This is a genomic window from Nitrosomonas sp., from assembly GCA_031316255.1.
Lineage (GTDB): Bacteria > Pseudomonadota > Gammaproteobacteria > Burkholderiales > Nitrosomonadaceae > Nitrosomonas.
The window spans coordinates 566,669-583,216 of sequence record JALDQW010000001.1 but is presented as its reverse complement, the minus strand read 5'-3'; the positions used below and the strand labels follow the sequence as shown (position 1 = coordinate 583,216).

The window sequence follows — 16,548 nt, the reverse complement described above, 5'->3', positions numbered from 1 at the left end:
CTAATGTTTACATCCCGTCAGCGCGGTTTTACGCTCATCGAGTTAATGATTGTGGTTGCCATTATGGGTGTTCTGGCCACAGCGGCAATGCCATTGCGGGAACTGGTTGTAAAGCGTGAAAAGGAGCAGGAACTGCGCATGGCGCTGCGTCAGATTCGCAATGCCATCGATGCCTATAAACAAGCGGTCGATGACGGCCGTATCGAGAAAAAAGCCGACGAATCCGGTTATCCGCCAACACTGGAAGATCTGGTTATCGGTGTTCCCGATATTAAAAGCACCGAACCAAGAAATATTTATTTTTTACGGCGCTTGCCGCGCGATCCGATGTTTGAAGATATGGATGTGGCGGGAATCGAAGAAACGCCTGCGGCCGATACCTGGGGAAAACGCAGTTACGAGAGTTCAGCGGAAAATCCACAAGAAGGCGATGATGTTTTTGATGTTTATTCCCGTTCAGAAATGATTGGCTTAAACGGCCTTGAATATAATAAGTGGTGATCATAAACCTGATGCATTTGATGACTAAGGCACGCACTCAAACCGGATTTACGTTGATCGAATTGCTGGTGGTCATGGCTATAATTGCTACCTTGCTGAGTATTGTTGCACCACGCTATTTCGATTCAATTGAAAAAGCGAAAGAAGCTGTTTTGCGTCAGGACCTTAAGATCATGCGTGATGCCATTGATCAGTTTTATGCGGATTTTGGCAAATATCCGCTTGATCTGGAAGAACTGGTGGACAGGCGATATCTGCGCAGTATTCCGATTGATCCGATGACTGAGAGCAATACAACCTGGGTAGAAATGCCCTCGCCGAATGAAGATGAAGAAGGTGTCTATGATGTACATAGCGGTTTTACCGGCAGGGCGTTTGACGGCACATTTTATGAAGAGTGGTGAGGCATGACGGGCGCGCAAAAAGGTTTTATTTATCTCTGGGCGTTATTTGCCGTGGCAGTCGCAGGCGTGGTGATGGCTGGAACAGGGCAGGTGTGGCAAACGAAGTCGCAGCGTGAAAAAGAACTGGAACTGCTTTTCATAGGTGAGCAGTTCCGGAAAGCGATCATGTCCTATTACAATAATCAGTTGACCGGTATCAGGCAATATCCTGAATCGCTGGAAGATTTACTGGAAGATAAACGCGGACCAGTACCGGTTCGTCATTTAAGAAAGATTTATATCGACCCGTTAACGATGACGGACGAATGGGGGGTTGTTGAGGAAGAAGATGTTCCGCAGCAGGCGCAAGGTCAAAATAGAGGCAATAATCAAAATAATGCCAATAATCCTGCCAGCAGTAGTTTTGCAAGTACACGTAAAGGGATAGTGGGCGTGTATAGCCTTTCGGGTAAGAGACCTGTGAAAAGAGAAAATTTCCCGGAACATTTTGCCAAATTTTCCGAAGCACAAACTTACCGGGACTGGCAGTTTATTCATACACAGCAGTCAGGCAGCGGCACGAATACTTCACAACAAAGACAACAAGGCGCTACGGGTGCCGGAGCATCGCCTTTCGGTACACCGGGTGGCGCATCAAGGCCGGGTCAGGGCGCTCAGGGCGGTGCATCCGCACCGGCTTCACCTTTGGCGCCGCCTGCGTCAGCACAATCAGGCCAGAATCCTTTCGCACAATAATCGGTGAAGTCAGCTTTCGGGGCTAATGGATTTTCTGCCAGTTTTTTTGAATGTAAAGAATCAGACCTGTCTGGTGGTCGGTGGCGGGTCAGTGGCTGTGCGCAAGGTTTCATTGCTACTTCAGGCGGGGGCTGATGTTCATGTTGTATCGCCAATGCTGAATCAGGAATTAACGGCTTTATTACAACACAATAAAATTTCGCATCTCGCGCAGTGCTTTGCACCCGGGCACCTTGACAACTGTGCACTGGTTATTGCCGCAACCGATGATCAGGCGGTGAACCGCAAAGTATCCGAATCTGCCAAAGCCAGAAATATACCCGTAAATGTGGTCGATAATCCGGAATTCTGCACTTTTATCATGCCTTCCATCGTAGACCGTTCACCCCTGATGATAGCCATATCCAGTGGCGGTAAATCGCCCGTGCTTGCCAGAGTATTGCGCGCCCGGTTGGAGGCAATGATTCCACATGCCTATTCCCGTTTGGCTTCGTATGCGGCAGAATTCCGTGAGCAGATCAAACGTAAATTCACGCATCAGGAAAATAGACGACTTTTCTGGGAAAAAGCATTACAGGGTAAATTTGCCGAAATGGTATTGGCGGGTAAAGACAAAGCCGCACAGGCATATTTACAACAGCTATTGGACAATGAGAAAGATGACGCGCCCAAAGGCGAAGTCTATCTGGTTGGTGCGGGGCCCGGCAATTCGGATTTACTCACTTTCCGTGCCATGCGGTTGATGCAACAGGCTGATGTCGTGGTCTATGACCGGCTGGTGTCTGCGGAAATTCTGGATATGGTGCGGCGCGATGCAACGCGGATTTACGCTGGAAAGGAACGCAGCCGTCACACATTGCCGCAGGAATCGATTAATCAGTTATTGGTGCGGCTGGCCGAAGAAGGAAAACGGGTTCTCAGGCTTAAAGGTGGCGATCCTTTCATTTTTGGCCGTGGCGGCGAAGAAATTGAAATGCTGACAAGCCATCACATTCCGTTCCAGGTCGTTCCCGGCATTACCGCCGCATCGGGTGTGGCAGCCTATGCCGGCATACCGCTGACGCACCGCGATTATGCGCAATCATGCATTTTTGTCACCGGCCATCTGAAAAATAATACCATCGATCTTGACTGGAATTCTTTGGCAAGACCGAATCAGACCATTGTTATTTATATGGGGTTACTGGGTTTGCCGGTACTTTGCGAACAATTAATTGCGCATGGACTGCCTGCCAACACATCCGCAGCCATTATTCAACAGGGAACAACACAAACACAGAAAATTGTAACCGGTTCTTTGGAAACGTTACCGGACCGTGCTGTTGCGGCACAGCTTGTTGCGCCGACACTGATTATTGTTGGTGAAGTTGTCCGTCTGCACAATAAACTGGCCTGGTTTGAGCCGAATTAAATTTTTGGGATTGAGAGCGCTGGTCTGCTGTATTTTAGTTCAGAGTTCAGGATAGTGTGCGGCGACTAAAACCTGATAAAGCCAATAGACCGATTATGATCAGGAAAAAAATGCCAGGTTCCTTGATTGGCTGGACCGGCGCGCTGAAATTTGAGATTGTGGTGCCGAGCAGTACATCCTGTTGAACGCCCAGTGCTTCTACTCTGAAACCAAAAGTTTGTCCTGCATCGACCATCAGGTCTATATGGCGCATGGTATTTCCGTCTGCACTAATTGATGCTTCTATATTGGATACGCCATCAGAAATGGAAAAAAATGTAAGAATGGGCGAAAAAGTATCTAGCGGCCTGAAAATAAGGCCCATGATCATGTCAAACGATACCATGCCCGAACTGGCAGCCACGGTTTCATATTCCAGATATGTGTCAATTGGGTTTGGTATTGCGCGGTTAGTGATGTCAAACGTTAAACTATTTTCTGAAGAAGAATTGACAGTGATATCTCCGCCGCCAGTGGTCATCGTCCACTGAGATGCACTGTATGCTCCGGTAAAGCCTTGGATAATCGTTGCGTGAATAGGCATCGAAAAAATCAGGATTAACAGACACACTATTATTCTCATTTGTATAGCCTTTGATTTGTTTGGTTGGACAGAGGGATTCATGCGGGTAAAATGATTTTCTAACAAGTCAGTGTCAAATGATTTAACATAAGAATCAAGCACAAACCGGATTATAGTACAGTCTAAAATAGCGTGCTTGTCTAAAATGTTTAAGGAAAACGGGTCTTACGATACAAGTACTTTTTTGTCGAGTAAATACTAAGGCACCTCTGAAATCCATGTTTAAGGGCATTTGCATCTCGGGTTGCCTGTTTGTCCCGCCCCGTTTTAAGTGATGATTTTATAAATGCCCTTAGGTCTGTCGACTCTGGTTTTACATCATTATTTCTGGCTTGTTTCCGGGTTGCTAAAATTATCTATGAATGATTGTAGTTTTTCCTGTATTAGTGCGAGCGTCTCGTCGATATTCTGTTGAGTTTCACCGCTTTGTAGCGCATTCAAGCTGGCTAAAATATCTCGTGCTTCAGAAAAGCCTTCATTGACACCAATATTGATAAGCGTTGTAAAAGCCGTTAAGGCTTCATCTTGAGTGAGTTCGGGGTGTTGTTCCTGAAATGCAGGGAAGATACTCGTGCTGGATGAAACAATACGTTCAGCCGTTGACTCGGGGCTGACATCAATATTTGCTGCATAGGCAGTCTGAATGGCATTGTCGCCGAAGCTTTTATGTAAAGCGTCGTTGATTCCTTCCAGGGTTGTCTGCAGAACCAAGGACTGGGGTTCATTGCTTGTATTTATTTGGATTGGGGATTCTGATGTGTCGGTATTGAGCTGTCTTCTTTCTACGTTCTTGGCATGCGCCATTTCTGATACTTGGTGACCGATAGGCCCAGAATCTTTTTTATTGTCAGCTTGTGCTAAAGATCGAACAGATTGACTGAATGATTGAATTTCCATATTAACCTCCAGGAGTAAATGACTTCGAACGCCATATTATCAGTGAAGTTATATCCGGCTATTAAATGGAATAACGATGGAAACCTTGTATTACAAATGTTATTGTTGCCCGCCTTTTTAATAAAACGCTAAATGCAGCGAAATTCAGTGAATACGATCAGAATGTGCCGGGGGATTAATCTTCTGTTTGGCGCATGAAAAATACAATAGGCAGCAACCCGGCCAGAATCAGTGTAACAGCGGGTAAGGCAGCTTGCTCCCATTCGCCTTCCGATGTCATTTCAAAGACGCGAACTGCCAGGGTGTCCCAGCCAAACGGTCGGGTCATTAGCGTGATTGGCATTTCTTTCATGACATCGACAAAAACCAGCGTTGCACCGGTGAAAATACCTGATTTAAGTATTGGCAAATGAATGCGGTGTATCATCGACCAGCCGTGCATACCCAGTCCCATGGCGGCTTCTTCAATGCTCGGTGTGATGCGCTGCATGGCGCCATTTATCGGGTAATGGCTCACTGCCATAAAACGGATCAGATAAGCCAGTAGCATAATGATGATCGTACCCTGAATCAATAGACCTGTTTCAATCTGGAGAAGTGTATACGCCAGCTCGCTGAGCTTGCCGTCGAGCCAGGCCAGCGGTACAAAGATGCCGATGGCCAGTACGGCACCTGGCAAAGCATAACCGATTGTGGCTGTACGCACGGCAAACTGCATTGTTTTGCCTGGAAAACGGCGTGCGGTATAAACAATCATGGTCACCACGGTACAGGTAATCAACGCTGCCAGCCCCGATAGCGATAACGAGTGACTGAGAAATTCAAGATAGCGTTGGAAATCGAAGTCCGAAGAGACCGTTTTTATTGTCCAGTTCAACAATTGCATGAGTGGCAACAGAAATGCAAAAAACCATACAGTCAGGATAAAGCCGAGTACGAACCATTTGTGATGTCCGGTGAGTAAAATGCGGTCTGCGCGCTGGCTCTTCCTGGTTTCGGCATAACGCATGCGCGCACGGAAATGCTGTTCCAGTACTATAATGATGAATACAATAAGAATAAGCAAAGAAGCCAGCTGAGAGGCGGCCGGAAGTGAAAACAGACTGAACCACGCCTTGTAAATTGCAGTTGTAAACGTGTCGTAGTTAAAAACTGCTACCGTTCCGAAATCGGCCAGCGTTTCCATTAGAACCAACATGACGCCACCGGCTATCCAAGGTCGCGCCATCGGTAACGCCACTTTATAAAACCCTGTTCTTCGTGTGAAACCCAGTGATTGTGCAACTTCCAGTGAGCGTCTTCCTTGACTGACGAAAGCATTGCGCGAAAGCAGATAGACATAAGGATAAAATGCCAATGTCATGACAATGATTACGCCCATACGGCTGCGGATATCCGGGAACCAGAGCAAATCGGAATCGAACCAGTCGCGTAATGTTGTCTGTACCGGCCCGGTAAAATCGAATAGACCTAATGCGACAAAAGCGGTGACATAAGCGGGTATGGCCAGTGGCAGTAGCAGCGCCCAGGTAAAAAACTTTCTTCCCGGAAATTCATAGACAGCCGTGAACCAGGCGAGACTGATACCCAATATGCTTGTTCCGAGCATGACGCCCAGTGCAAGCCAGAAGGTATTTGTCAGTAACAAAGGTAAGGTGTTTTCTACCAGATGCAGCCAGATATCACTCGTGGGTGCAAATAGGGATGAGACGACAACACCGATCGGCGCTAAGACCAGCATTGCCGCAAGAAAAGGGACCAGACGCCAGTGAGCAATCACGCTTTCATAATAGAGCAGTAGGTTTGGGTTTTGATGCGTAAGGTTTTACCGATAGCCTGCCCTGTCCATGAGCTTGACAGCTGTCGCCTGAAGTTCGCCTGCTTTGACCAGATTCATATTATTCTGTATAAAACGCCCCCAGGATGCAACAATTGGATCGGGCATAATATTGGAATTGACCGGATATTCCATATTGACATCCGCAAACAATTTCTGTGCCGAGACTGATGATAAAAATTCCAGCAATTGCTCGGCAGTCTGCGGGTTCTTGCCGTATCGTGTCAGGCCTGCGCCTGAAATATTGACATGCACGCCGCCGCTTTTCTGATTCGGCCAGAAAATTCCCAATGGTAAATCCGGGTCTTTTTGCATCAGACGACCATAATAATAGGTGTTGACAATTGTCACATCGCACCGTCCCGCAGCAACAAATTCCATTGCGCGCGTGTCGTCAGAAAGCGGATCTGTCGCCAGATTAGATACCCAGCCTCTGACAATTCTTTCAGTTTCGGCTTCCCCATGTTTGGCAATCATCATTGCCACCAATGATTGATTGTAGACTTTCTTTGATGTGCGTAAACAAAGTCGTTTTTTCCATTTGGGGTCTGCCAGATCTTCGTAGGTCGATAAATCTTCAGGGTCGACTTTGTTGGTGTTGTAAATAATCGTGCGCGCACGTATGGACAAGCCAAACCATTCGTTGTTCGGGTCGCGCAAATGTTCCGGTATATTTGATTTGAGTATTTGAGAGTCGACAGGTCTCAATACTCCAGCCTGTGCTGCAGCCCATAAATTGCCGGCATCGACTGTAATCAGCATATCGGCAGGTGTATTCCTGCCTTCTGCTTTCAGGCGCGCCAGTAGAGCGCCTTCATTATCCGTTGTATATTTAACCTGAATACCTGTTTGTTTGGTAAATGCGTCAAACATGGGTTTAATGAGCTGCTCTATCCTGGCCGAATAAACGACTACCTGTTCGGCATGAACCGGACTGGGGGCAGAAACAAACAGAGAAATCAGAAATGCAGTTGTAATGAGGTGAAATTTAAAACGTGGAATTTGCATGTGGTTTCCATGAAAACTAAAATGTGCAAAAAGCGTGCGAATGAATAAAATATGAATGCAACTATATTATGAATAGGAATAATTATCAATCAGGTATTTTCGAACATTTTTGGGTGATTTATGCGGAGGGTTTATTTCGGTGGAAAACCAGATCCCGGACTGAATGTCCCAGTTTGATTCCACGTTGTTCAAATTTGGTTAATGGCCTGTAATCCGGACGGTCAGCATAATCGGTAGCGGAATTGCTGAGCTTGGGCTCGTTCGTTAACACATCGAGAATGTGCTGTGCGTAATCTTCCCAGTCTGTCGCGATGTGAAGGTAGGCGTCTTGTTTCATATATTCGCACAAACTGGAAATAAACGGCGGCTGAATCAAGCGGCGCTTATGATGTCTTGCCTTGGGCCATGGGTCTGGAAAAAAAATATGCACACCATCGAGAGATTCCGGTGGCAGCATATACTGCATCACTTCAACGGCATCATGCTGAATGATGCGAAGATTGGTCAATTGCCGTGTTTCGATTTGGTTCAGCAGGCTGCCGACACCGGGGGTATGAACTTCAATGGCTAAATAGTCATTTTCAGGGTGTTCCTCAGCGATCGCTGCGGTCGTTTCGCCCATGCCAAAACCGATTTCCAGGATTCTGGTTGCCCGTCTGCCAAAAACGGCTGCCAGATCTATCTGCGCCTTGTTGAATAAAACGCCATATTTTGGCAACAGTGTTTCGCATGCGCGGCGTTGAGCGTTGGAAACTCTTCCCTGACGCAGTACAAAGCTGCGTATGGTGTGTGTCATAGACGGATTAGGCTTTTAGCGCGAAGGTTATACTGTTTTTGTACTGGCAATGACGCCTTCAACAGGTGAACTTGGGCTGGCAGTGTACATTTTTTTAGCCATGCGCCCGGCCAGATAGGCTTCCCGGCCTGCTTCCACCGCTTTGCGCATGGCCGAAGCCATGAGCACCGGATTTTTTGCGGCAGCAATTGCGGTATTCATCAGTACACCGTCGCATCCCAGTTCCAGTGCAATTGTGGCATCCGAAGCGGTGCCGACACCGGCATCAACCAACACCGGCACTTTGGCGTTATCAATAATGATCTGCAGATTCCAAGGATTCAAAATGCCCATCCCGGAGCCGATCAACGAAGCCAGCGGCATGATCGCCACACACCCGATTTCCTCGAGTTGTTTTGCGGCGATTGGGTCATCCGAGGTATAGACCATCACGTCAAAACCTTCCTTGACCAGAATCTCCGCTGCCTTGAGTGTTTCGACCATGTTCGGAAAAAGCGTTCTTGGGTCGCCCAATACCTCGAGCTTGACCAGGCTGTGGCCATCGAGCAGTTCGCGTGCCAGGCGTAACGTGCGCACGGCGTCATCTACAGTGTAGCAGCCGGCCGTGTTGGGTAGCAGGGTATATTGCGACGGTGGCACGCTATCGAGCAGGTTGGGTTCATCGGCGTTTTGGCCGATATTGGTGCGGCGGATCGCAACGGTCACGATATCCGCGCCACTGGCTTCAATGGCTGCACGTGTTTGCGAGAAGTCCTGATATTTTCCTGTGCCGACCAAAAGTCTTGAAGCATAAGTTTTGCCGGCGATAATGAGGTTATCCATGAATGCTAAAATTTTAAAAAAATTTGATGTTCTAGCCGCCACCTACAGCGACAACAACTTCGAGCTGATCGCCATCAGCTAAGAATTGTTCGGCGTATTGACTGCGCGGCACAATTTCGCCATTGCGTTCAATGGCAATGCGCTTGCCCTGTAAATTGTTCTGGTCAATGAATTGTGTAATATTGATGGGTTGGTCAAGCTGAAGGGCTTCACCATTTATTGTAAGTTGTATCATTGATGTAGTGTGAATCGGTCATTCATTTAATGCAATTAATCATAAAGACACGATTATTTTATCATGCGGGTATTGGACAGTGGTAATGGTGAATTGTTTTGATTTGCTGGCAAGAAAGGATGTACTTTAGAATGTCACCTGGATTGTTTATTATTTGCTCGCATGAAAGGCGTGGCTATTTTTTATTAACAATTTGTTGATACTGGGGTAGGAATGAAGTTATTTTTTATGGTTTCAATAATCGTATTGATGAGTTTGCCGTTCCAGGCAAGCGCTGCAGAAACATTTACCGAGTCCATGCAGGATTTGGAAAACGATACCCGGCGCGAAGCCAAACAGAAATTAAATCGACTCGAAGAAGCGGCCTGCATGAAAAGTGAAACCGAGTGCCTGAAGGAAAAAGCAAAAAACCGCATGGAGGAAACTTCTGACGCCATTGCAGACAAATATAAAGAAATAATCAATGTGATTGATAACGACTGAATTTAAATGCTTCAAAGTGAAGCTCCTGAAATTATTTTTTACGATAAGGATAGAATTTTTGTCAGATGAAAAAGAAATCAATAAACTTGATTCTTTGAGGCTGATTCAATATTAACCAGCTCAGGATAAGCCAAATCAATTTCTGTGTATGAACGTTTCTGTCCGGCCGGTGAATAGCTGCTATAACGGGACAGTTCTTGTGGAGGTATATAACCCGCGATTGACTCAAGTTCAGCCAGGCGGATACCTTGCTTGACCAGGTAAATAATATACGTCTGGCGCAGTGTTGCTGCGCTGATTTCACCGGAATCGGTCAAGTCTGCATCGGAAATGGCGCAGGTCAGCAGGGCGGCGAGGTCTTCTGGCGACAGCGGCTTTCCGATTGGATCGACTAGGCAACAAGCCGGGTTTGAGAATAATGATTTTAATACCGGATTGAGCGGGATAACTCTTGGTGATCCATTTTTTATTCTTAGTATCTCGTTTTCAAAATCAATAGCTTTATTTTCAAGGGTAGCGATTTCTTCCAGAGTGATGCCGCTGAGCAGTAGCGCAATCAGTAATCTCTCTTTGTCACCGGTATGTTGCAGCAGTTGTTTAATCGTGTCAGTGGCAATTGCCTGTGGGGGCGGATTTCCCAGCACCGGATTTTGATGGGGTAGTGCATTGATAGGTTGTTGTGGTATCCCGAGCGCATCGGAAGAAATATTTTTGTCATACAGATGGATGCCCGACAGGTTGACCATAGCGTGTTCGGGTCCGCTTTTGCGCGTCAGGAACTCAATCAGCCAGATGCAAAGCAGACTGAAGAAGATTGAACCGGCTATGGCGATGATGGCATCGAATAAATAATTCGGGCGCTCGGGCGCGCCAGGCAGAAAGGCTTTTTCGATGACATCGACTTGCGGGTATTTCCCGGCATATTTTGTTTCAATCTGAACCAGTCGTTCCTGGGTGTTGCGGTAGTGGGATTCCAGCGCCTCGAGATCGCCTTTTAACGCCTCATGCTCGGTGAATCGTGCCGAGAATGCTGTCGCCGTTTTTTTATGTGCTTCAAGTTGTTGATGTATTTCGTCAGCAGCCTGCTTGGCAGCGGCATATTCTTGCTGTGCATCCGACTGAACAACTGTTTGGCCGCTCTGGCGCATGCGTTTGATTTCTTCTTCCAGCGCTTTGAGCTGTTCGGGGATGACTTTTAACGCAGGCGATAAATTCAGATATTCCTGAGTATAACGCAAGTTCAGTTCCGCCAGTTCTTGACGCAATTCTTGCGCCCGGTCTTCCAGCAAACTGAGTGTGCGCGTATCTTCTTGCGGTACGACCGCTTGCCCCTGTTCGATTGCTTTGTTAATGGCATCCAAGCGTGCTTTTGCTTTGACTTCATCCGCTTTGGCTTCATTGAACGATTCGTTCAGGCCTTTCAGGCGTGCTAACGCGTCGTTTTCTTCGCGCTCTATGGAGGCGATATCGTGTTCCTGTCTAAACCGGTCAAGTTCGATACGTTTGGATTGGACTTTCTTTGCTAATCCATCGAGTTCGTTTTGAATGATTTCTGTGGTGTCTCCCAACAACCGGGATACTTCTTCCGCTCTTGCGTCCAAATAGACATCAATCCAGGTATTGATCAACACCGGTAATTTTTCCGGATCGGGGCCTTCGGCAACCATTTCGATCAGATTGGTTTCTGCAACCGGCCTGACATCGAGCATTTGACGGATGTCTCCGGGGTCGATGTCTATTTGTCTGCCGAAGCGGCTATCTTCAGATTTTAATCGCCTGGATGTTTCAGTCAGCAGTTCCGTCCCCAGTAGAATTTGCTTTTGTATGGCGACATGCTGGATATCCGCATCGTTGCTCGGTAAATCAATGGCGGTTTTGGCGACCGTCAACAGGGTCGCGTAGCTGAGGTAGATTGCCGGACGGGAAAATACATAGCCCAGTGTGATTGAGGCACTTGCCAAAAAAGCAACCATGAATATGACAAATCTGCGCGTTTTAAACCATGGCTTTTGGTCATGGTGAAGCGGTTGCCAGTATTCATTGGCTGATGAAATTATTTCCAAGGGTATACGGCTATGCATAATTATTTATGGGCATCTCTAAAAATACCTTATATAAAGAGAATTTTTCCAAGCCGGGGAACGATTAGTTCGATTCCCGATATTTTTCTGTTCAAGAATTTGATTATTGCTCAGTTCAAGGCGTTTTGGGTTGTTATCCTCTCGTTTTTCCTATTTTAGGCAATTCTGGGCGTAATAACCCTGTCGAAACTGAAACATCTTTTGCGAATCAACGTCACCACACGCTTAATGTTGTAAACGAGGTTGAGCAAGCCTATTTGTACTTTTGCTCTCATAAGCCCTATGGTACGAATAGTGATTCCACCCAGTTCATTCGTCATCGAACCAAATACATGTTCAACCCGTGCGCGCACCTGTGATTTCTTTTTGTTGCCAAACTTTTGCGTGTCCGTGAGTGGATGATTGCGAGCACCTTTTTCGTGAATGCGGCTCGTGTGTCCAGAAGTAGCCAGAATTTCTTCCTGTGCTTCGCTGCGATAGGCTGAATCCGCGTAAACATCAGTCCCTCCCTCTTTAGGGGATTGCAGCACTTCTGCCAAAACCTGGCTATCGTGAACTTCCGCTGATGTAAATTCCCATGGGTTATCAACTTGGTACACTGATCCACATTCACGTGATCTTTGTAACCATAAAACGATTCGTTGTTCTTCTTCGTCCAACGCGCATCAATGTCTTTTTGTGCCAGCTTGTGAGGATTTTGCCCCCATTCAATCGGAATCGCACCTTCCTTGATGATCTTGTTCTCCTCACGCGTATTACGTTGCTTGGGAACCGTCACAAAAGTTGCATCAATGATCTGACCTGACTTCAGCTCAACATCCAGCTCCCGTAAACATTCAGCAAATCTCGCAAATAGCCGTTCAATCAGTTGATTCTCCTTCAACTCCTCCCGAAACGCCCACATCGTTTTTGCATCCGGTACCACCCCCGCCAAATCAAGCCCCAAAAAACGCATGAAACTCAATCGATCCCGTACTTGATACTCCAACCGGTCCTCCGACAGATTATGCATTCTTTGCAATACCAGCATCTTGAATAGCATCACCCGATCAAAGGGTTTGCGACCAGCCGCGCTTTTCCTAGGCTTCGTAGTCGTCTCCCTGAGAAGATCAGCGAATAAATTCCAGTCGATCATGCGATTCAGTTCTTCAAGCGGATCTCTTAGCTTGCTTAGCTGTTCATAGCGATTTTCAAGGTCAAAAAAACTGAATTGCATGATGGAATCCTATATCAGTGAATATGACTATTAACTATAATAAACAATGTGTTATTATACACTAACCATGAAAAATGGCTTCCCTTCCTGAATTACCCTGTCTTGTAATATCAATTTTTAGAGATGCCCTAAAAACAATCATTCAAAAAAACTCCTTAACATAGCCATACGACTGTCAAACTTTCCGAAACCACGTCAAGCGCGAATACAATCAAAAATATATTTTACGCAACAGAGGCAGCACAGACGTTTTTCAAAGGGTTGCTAAACAGATAAGATAGGCATTATCTATCAAAAGGAGAACATATGTCTAATGTGACGGATCTACTGATTTACAGTTTTTCGTCGATGCTCGGACTTGTCGTCATCGGCCTGATCGTATTCTGGTTTATCCAGGACGTAACCCAGAAAAAACATTCCATATTGCGTAACTATCCGATCATAGGGCGACTGCGCTTTTTCTTTGAGCAGCAGGGAAAATATTTTCGCCAGTATTTTTTCTCGAATGACCGGGATGAAATGCCGTTTAACCGAGCTACCCGCAACTGGATATACCGCCACAGCAAAAACAAGGGTGGCCTAGTTGGTTTTGGTTCCACCAACGATTTGCGCGAACCGGGATCGATCATATTCGTCAATGCAGCCTTTCCGATTCTGGAAGAGGACCAGTTGCCAACGCCTCCGCTGCTGATCGGAGAAGGCTATGCCAAATATCCATTTGTGGCAAAATCAATCGTTAATATCAGCGGGATGAGCTATGGCGCGATCTCAAAACCAGCGGTCCGCGCATTATCACTGGGCGCCGGTGATGCTGGCTGCTGGTTCAACACCGGCGAAGGCGGTCTCTCACCCTATCATCTCGAAGGCAAATGCGACATCATCATGCAAATCGGCACTGCCAAATACGGTATTCGCGATGAAGCAGGCAATTTTTGCCCGAATCGCGCCAAAGAACTGGGTGAAGTCGTCAAGGCATTTGAAATCAAGCTTTCTCAGGGTGCAAAACCAGGCAAGGGTGGTTTACTGCCCGGCGACAAAATCACCGAGGATATCGCCGCAATCCGCGGCATCCCTGCATACCGGGACTCCATCAGTCCGAATCGTCATCAAGACATAGACAACATCGATGAATTACTTGAAAAAATCAACACTATCCGTGAATTAACGGGACGTCCTGTGGGCATTAAGACAGCAATCGGCGGGTGGCACTTTATCAACGAGCTGTGCGATTCAATCATACGCAAAGGTCTGGATTACGCACCCGACTTTATCACTATCGATGGCGGCGAAGGCGGCAGCGGAGCCGCGCCGCAGACGCTGCTTGATTATGTCAGCCTGCCCATATCGGAAGCATTACCGCGAGTCGTTGACTCATTGATTGAATCCAACCTGAAAGATCGCATTCGTATCGTCGCTGCCGGAAAACTGGTTACAGCTGCACATGGCGCCTGGGCACTCTGTGCCGGAGCAGACTTTGTAAATACCGCACGCGGATTTATGTTTTCCCTCGGCTGTATTCAGGCAATGCGATGCCATAAAAATACCTGCCCAACCGGTGTTACGACCCACAATCCACGCCTGCAGAAAGGGTTGGTCGTTGAAGACAAATGTACCCGTGTTGCCAACTATGCCAGAAATTTCAACAGAGAAGTCAATATGATCGCGCATTCCTGCGGATTGCGTCATGCCCGTGAATTCAGGCGCGAACATGTTCGAATTGTCGAAACAGCCGGGAAAAGCACTGCGATGAATATTTTATATCCTTATCCAAGAGTAAAATATCAGTGCCGCAATTTATAGCCAGTTCTGAGCAGCTTTATCGCCAGCAAGGATATCGCGACAAAACACACAGTCACGATGACAAGACTCATATACGGCGGAATATCCGATACACCGAAAAAGCCGTAGCGAAACCCATCTATCATATAAAAAAATGGATTCAAATGGGATAAATACTGCCATGCAGGCGGTAGCGAATGAATCGAGTAAAAAACCCCGGAGAGGAACGTCAATGGCATAATAATAAAGTTCTGAAATGCCGCCAGCTGGTCAAACTTGTCCGCCCAGATACCTGCGATAACACCAAGCGCACCCAGTAGCGCGCTGCCCATCACGGCAAACAGCATGATCCATACCGGCCAATACAGCGGAATATCAAAAAAGAACCATGTCACCAGATAAACACCGGCGCCGACCAACAATCCGCGCACGACTGAAGCCAGTATATACGCCAGAAAAATTTCACGATAAGTCAGTGGTGACAGTAACACAAAGACAATATTGCCACTGATTTTCGACTGAATCATACTCGACGAAGAATTGGCAAAGGCATTTTGCATCACAGCCATCATGACGAGCCCGGGGATCAGGAATACGGTATAGGGTACGCCCTGGTAGACTTCTATATGGGCTTCCAGTACATGAAAAAAGATCAGTAAATAAAGCAGCGTCGACACAATAGGAGCCAGTACTGTCTGAAAACCCACTTTCCAGAATCGCAACAGTTCTTTGTATAATAACGTCAGAAAGCCGGTCATTATGCCTCGGAAACCGGGTTTCTCATTAAATTTACAAACACAGCTTCAAGATCCGGCTGTAACAGCTGCATCTCCAGAATCCGGATATTGTTCTCACGCAATTGCGCAAGAACCGATTCAATCTGTCCATAATTGTCCATTTTCAATTCATAAAAGCCGTTATGGTGCACCAATTGTTGGTCTCGCAATCCCGGCGGCAAGTTATCCGGTTGCAGCCTAAGGCGCAGCGAATACCCTGCTGTCATAGTGTTGATCAGGTTCTGTATGCTGTTCAGTGCAATAATTTTCCCCTGTTTCAACATGGCGACCCGACTGCATAATGCTTCGGCCTCCTCCAGATAATGCGTGGTCAAAACAATGGTATGCCCTTCTATATTAAGCTGTTTAATAAAATCCCAGAGTGACTGGCGCAGTTCTACATCCACGCCCGCAGTAGGTTCGTCCAGAATAATGACAGGCGGTTTATGGACCAAAGCCTGTGCCACCATGACGCGCCGCTTCATACCACCGGACAAAGCGCGCATATTGGCATGGGCTTTGTCAGTCAGACCCAGGCGCTCGATAATTTCATCAATCCAAGCGGTATTTTTTGAAATCCCGTAGTAGCCCGATTGAATAACCAAGGTTTCACGAACGGTAAAGAAGGGATCAAAAACAAGCTCCTGAGGCACCACACCCAATTGCTTTCGGGCTTGACGATACTGACTGATAACATGGTTTCCCATAACATGGATTGAACCGCTGTCGGTAATCGCCAATCCGGCAATGGTATTGATCAATGTAGTTTTGCCGGCACCGTTGGGGCCTAACAGCGCGAAAAACTCGCCTTCATGGATTTCCAGATCAATTTGATCCAGTGCACAGAAAGGACCAAAGTATTTGCATACTTTCTTAACTTCTATGGCTAGTGTACTAGGGACATTCAATGAATTATTCGAGAAAAACAAGATCGGAACCGGTCTA

16 protein-coding genes and 1 pseudogene are annotated in these 16,548 nt (G+C 46.8%); 6 read left to right on the top strand and 11 right to left on the bottom strand.

What is annotated here, in order from left to right; translation table 11 throughout:
* Positions 1–3: 3 nt before the first annotated feature.
* The 4 genes from MRK00_02740 to cysG are packed head-to-tail and all read left to right on the top strand — an operon-like array spanning position 4 to position 3,051.
* Entirely contained in the window at positions 4–501 is a 498-nt protein-coding gene (locus MRK00_02740; protein ID MDR4516297.1) for a type II secretion system GspH family protein, read from the top strand.
* Positions 502–521: 20 nt separating this feature from the next.
* Complete coding sequence (locus MRK00_02735; GenBank protein ID MDR4516296.1) at positions 522–905, top strand: type II secretion system GspH family protein; 384 nt, start codon at positions 522–524, stop codon at positions 903–905.
* Between the two features lie 3 nt (positions 906–908).
* Entirely contained in the window at positions 909–1,640 is a 732-nt protein-coding gene (locus tag MRK00_02730; protein MDR4516295.1) for a hypothetical protein, read from the top strand.
* A gap of 25 nt (positions 1,641–1,665) precedes the next feature.
* Positions 1,666–3,051: a siroheme synthase CysG gene (gene cysG / locus MRK00_02725; protein MDR4516294.1), complete on the top strand. Its 1,386-nt coding sequence runs from the start codon at positions 1,666–1,668 to the stop codon at positions 3,049–3,051.
* A 46-nt stretch (positions 3,052–3,097) separates the two neighbouring features.
* Here cysG and MRK00_02720 read toward each other — a convergent pair whose 3' ends face one another.
* From MRK00_02720 to thiS, 7 genes are all read right to left on the bottom strand, one after another.
* Positions 3,098–3,673 carry a hypothetical protein gene (locus MRK00_02720; GenBank protein MDR4516293.1) on the bottom strand — a complete coding sequence of 192 codons (576 nt, stop codon included), beginning with the start codon at positions 3,671–3,673 and terminating at the stop codon, positions 3,098–3,100.
* A gap of 321 nt (positions 3,674–3,994) precedes the next feature.
* Complete coding sequence (locus tag MRK00_02715; GenBank protein ID MDR4516292.1) at positions 3,995–4,570, bottom strand: DUF5610 domain-containing protein; 576 nt, start codon at positions 4,568–4,570, stop codon at positions 3,995–3,997.
* Positions 4,571–4,745: 175 nt separating this feature from the next.
* Entirely contained in the window at positions 4,746–6,311 is a 1,566-nt protein-coding gene (locus MRK00_02710) for an iron ABC transporter permease (protein ID MDR4516291.1), read from the bottom strand.
* A gap of 84 nt (positions 6,312–6,395) precedes the next feature.
* Positions 6,396–7,415: a Fe(3+) ABC transporter substrate-binding protein gene (locus MRK00_02705; protein ID MDR4516290.1), complete on the bottom strand. Its 1,020-nt coding sequence runs from the start codon at positions 7,413–7,415 to the stop codon at positions 6,396–6,398.
* A gap of 118 nt (positions 7,416–7,533) precedes the next feature.
* Positions 7,534–8,211 carry a tRNA (guanosine(46)-N7)-methyltransferase TrmB gene (gene trmB, locus MRK00_02700; protein ID MDR4516289.1) on the bottom strand — a complete coding sequence of 226 codons (678 nt, stop codon included), beginning with the start codon at positions 8,209–8,211 and terminating at the stop codon, positions 7,534–7,536.
* Between the two features lie 27 nt (positions 8,212–8,238).
* Positions 8,239–9,033 carry a thiazole synthase gene (locus MRK00_02695; protein ID MDR4516288.1) on the bottom strand — a complete coding sequence of 265 codons (795 nt, stop codon included), beginning with the start codon at positions 9,031–9,033 and terminating at the stop codon, positions 8,239–8,241.
* A 31-nt stretch (positions 9,034–9,064) separates the two neighbouring features.
* Complete coding sequence (gene thiS, locus MRK00_02690) at positions 9,065–9,268, bottom strand: sulfur carrier protein ThiS (GenBank protein MDR4516287.1); 204 nt, start codon at positions 9,266–9,268, stop codon at positions 9,065–9,067.
* A 213-nt stretch (positions 9,269–9,481) separates the two neighbouring features.
* On the opposite strand from thiS, the gene MRK00_02685 reads away from it, so the two are divergent.
* Positions 9,482–9,751 (top strand): hypothetical protein, encoded by a 270-nt coding sequence (locus MRK00_02685; protein ID MDR4516286.1) that lies wholly within the window; start codon positions 9,482–9,484, stop codon positions 9,749–9,751.
* Positions 9,752–9,828: 77 nt separating this feature from the next.
* Here MRK00_02685 and MRK00_02680 read toward each other — a convergent pair whose 3' ends face one another.
* Positions 9,829–11,832, bottom strand: a complete 2,004-nt coding sequence (locus MRK00_02680) for an integrase (protein MDR4516285.1) — start codon at positions 11,830–11,832, stop codon at positions 9,829–9,831.
* A gap of 155 nt (positions 11,833–11,987) precedes the next feature.
* Positions 11,988–13,051: pseudogene (locus MRK00_02675) on the bottom strand (IS5 family transposase).
* Between the two features lie 303 nt (positions 13,052–13,354).
* On the opposite strand from MRK00_02675, the gene MRK00_02670 reads away from it, so the two are divergent.
* Entirely contained in the window at positions 13,355–14,848 is a 1,494-nt protein-coding gene (locus MRK00_02670; GenBank protein MDR4516284.1) for an FMN-binding glutamate synthase family protein, read from the top strand.
* On the opposite strand, the gene MRK00_02665 is transcribed toward MRK00_02670, so the two are convergent.
* Both MRK00_02665 and MRK00_02660 read right to left on the bottom strand, forming a co-directional pair.
* Complete coding sequence (locus MRK00_02665; protein MDR4516283.1) at positions 14,830–15,585, bottom strand: ABC transporter permease; 756 nt, start codon at positions 15,583–15,585, stop codon at positions 14,830–14,832. The two genes, MRK00_02670 and MRK00_02665, sit on opposite strands and share 19 nt — an antisense overlap.
* Positions 15,585–16,511, bottom strand: a complete 927-nt coding sequence (locus MRK00_02660) for an ABC transporter ATP-binding protein (GenBank protein ID MDR4516282.1) — start codon at positions 16,509–16,511, stop codon at positions 15,585–15,587. The genes MRK00_02665 and MRK00_02660 overlap by 1 nt, the downstream gene beginning before the upstream one ends.
* Positions 16,512–16,548: the final 37 nt, after the last annotated feature.

Bases quoted from the DNA above. Each gene is read 5' to 3' on its own strand.
- MRK00_02695 (MDR4516288.1), bottom strand. From the start codon at position 9,033: ATGGATAACCTCATTATCGCCGGCAAAACTTATGCTTCAAGACTTTTG.
- MRK00_02740 (MDR4516297.1), top strand. From the start codon at position 4: ATGTTTACATCCCGTCAGCGCGGTTTTACGCTCATCGAGTTAATGATT.
- MRK00_02680 (MDR4516285.1), bottom strand. From the start codon at position 11,832: ATGCATAGCCGTATACCCTTGGAAATAATTTCATCAGCCAATGAATAC.
- MRK00_02705 (MDR4516290.1), bottom strand. From the start codon at position 7,415: ATGCAAATTCCACGTTTTAAATTTCACCTCATTACAACTGCATTTCTG.
- MRK00_02720 (MDR4516293.1), bottom strand. From the start codon at position 3,673: ATGAGAATAATAGTGTGTCTGTTAATCCTGATTTTTTCGATGCCTATT.
- MRK00_02710 (MDR4516291.1), bottom strand. From the start codon at position 6,311: ATGCTGGTCTTAGCGCCGATCGGTGTTGTCGTCTCATCCCTATTTGCA.
- thiS (MDR4516287.1), bottom strand. From the start codon at position 9,268: ATGATACAACTTACAATAAATGGTGAAGCCCTTCAGCTTGACCAACCC.
- cysG (MDR4516294.1), top strand. From the start codon at position 1,666: ATGGATTTTCTGCCAGTTTTTTTGAATGTAAAGAATCAGACCTGTCTG.
- MRK00_02715 (MDR4516292.1), bottom strand. From the start codon at position 4,570: ATGGAAATTCAATCATTCAGTCAATCTGTTCGATCTTTAGCACAAGCT.
- MRK00_02670 (MDR4516284.1), top strand. From the start codon at position 13,355: ATGTCTAATGTGACGGATCTACTGATTTACAGTTTTTCGTCGATGCTC.
- MRK00_02735 (MDR4516296.1), top strand. From the start codon at position 522: ATGACTAAGGCACGCACTCAAACCGGATTTACGTTGATCGAATTGCTG.
- MRK00_02730 (MDR4516295.1), top strand. From the start codon at position 909: ATGACGGGCGCGCAAAAAGGTTTTATTTATCTCTGGGCGTTATTTGCC.
- trmB (MDR4516289.1), bottom strand. From the start codon at position 8,211: ATGACACACACCATACGCAGCTTTGTACTGCGTCAGGGAAGAGTTTCC.
- MRK00_02665 (MDR4516283.1), bottom strand. From the start codon at position 15,585: ATGACCGGCTTTCTGACGTTATTATACAAAGAACTGTTGCGATTCTGG.
- MRK00_02685 (MDR4516286.1), top strand. From the start codon at position 9,482: ATGAAGTTATTTTTTATGGTTTCAATAATCGTATTGATGAGTTTGCCG.